2 protein-coding genes are annotated in these 1,244 nt (G+C 37.9%); both read right to left on the minus strand.

What is annotated here, in order from left to right:
• On the minus strand, positions 1-508 hold a 508-nt coding region (locus CDOM16190_RS10605), incomplete at its 3' end, for an IS256 family transposase (protein ID WP_211437449.1).
• A 7-nt stretch (positions 509-515) separates the two neighbouring features.
• The gene (locus CDOM16190_RS10610; protein ID WP_249934172.1) at positions 516-1,079 is read right to left on the minus strand and encodes an IS256 family transposase; all 564 of its coding nucleotides are present in this window, start codon (positions 1,077-1,079) and stop codon (positions 516-518) included.
• Between the last annotated feature and the right edge of the window lie 165 nt (positions 1,080-1,244).

Below are 1,244 nucleotides of genomic sequence, written 5' to 3' on the forward strand. Positions count from 1 at the left end.
TTATAGGCATAGTCCACCTTTTACTCGCATTGCGTATAGCTAAATACATAGCTTTGTATATTGAATCATCATCAGGAAAGCTTGGTTTATTACGAGTAACTTTTCTCAAACTGGAATTTAAAGACTCGATTGCATTCGTCGTGTAAATAGCTTTTCGGATTTCTTCAGGATAATTAAAAAACTCACTAAGCTCATTCCAATTCCTCTGCCAAGCAGCTTTAATCATCGGATACTTCTCATCCCATTTCTTTCCAAAATCTTCAAGAGCTTTGGCTCCGGCCTTTTCATTTATAGCTGAATATACTTCTTTCAAGTCTTTGCATACAGCTTTAAGGTCTTTGTAAGAAACAAATTTGGTAGAGCTTCTAACCATATGAACTATACAATGCTGTATATGAGTATCCGGAAATACTGCTTTTACCGCTTCAGGAAATCCAGTAAGCCCATCCATGCAGGCTATAAGAATATCTTCAGTCCCTCGGTTCTTTATCTCACTAAGAACTCCCATAAGGCTTTCAGCCTTGTACTGTAAGGAAGTGATTGTACATGTCCGCTTTTCGCAGACTGCGTCTCCAAAATTTTGCTCCTTCTGTATTAGATAGCCAAAGCCCTAATACCTCTTTTTTTCCTTCCCAATTGATTGCCAAAGCTACATATAAGGCTTTATTGACGTTTTTTCCGTCTTGACGGCAATTAACACGTAAAGCGTCAATAAATAAAATAGGATATGATTTATCTAGCGGACGGTTTTGCCATTCTTTCACATCCATCATTACTGATTCCGTTACATGTGAAATAAGCTCTGCTGAAACATTTACACCATACACTTCCTGTAGATGTCTTTGGGTATCTCGACAACTCATGCCGTATGAATACATCGAAATGATCTGATCGTTGAATAAGGGACTGCGTTTCCCATGTTTTGGTATAATAACAGGCTCAAATGTACTGTTTCTGTCTCGCGGTACATGTATATTGGTAGTACTGTTATCATCCAAAATTACAGTCTTCTCACTACGGCTGTTACCCGAATTATCCCCTGCATTATCGTGCTTAAGACAACCAAGATGTTCATCCATTTCTGCCTACAATACCCGCTCATAGAATCTACTAGTAAGCTGTCTCAAGATTCCATCACATCCGTTAAGTTCTTCTTTTGTCATTCCATGAAAATCGAGTTGGTCAAGCATCAAATCGATTACATCTTTTTCTTTGTTCTTTCTTTTGGCTGTCATAATATTTCT

It is taken from the genome of Campylobacter sp. RM16190, from assembly GCF_012978835.1.
Taxonomy (GTDB): Bacteria; Campylobacterota; Campylobacteria; order Campylobacterales; family Campylobacteraceae; genus Campylobacter_A.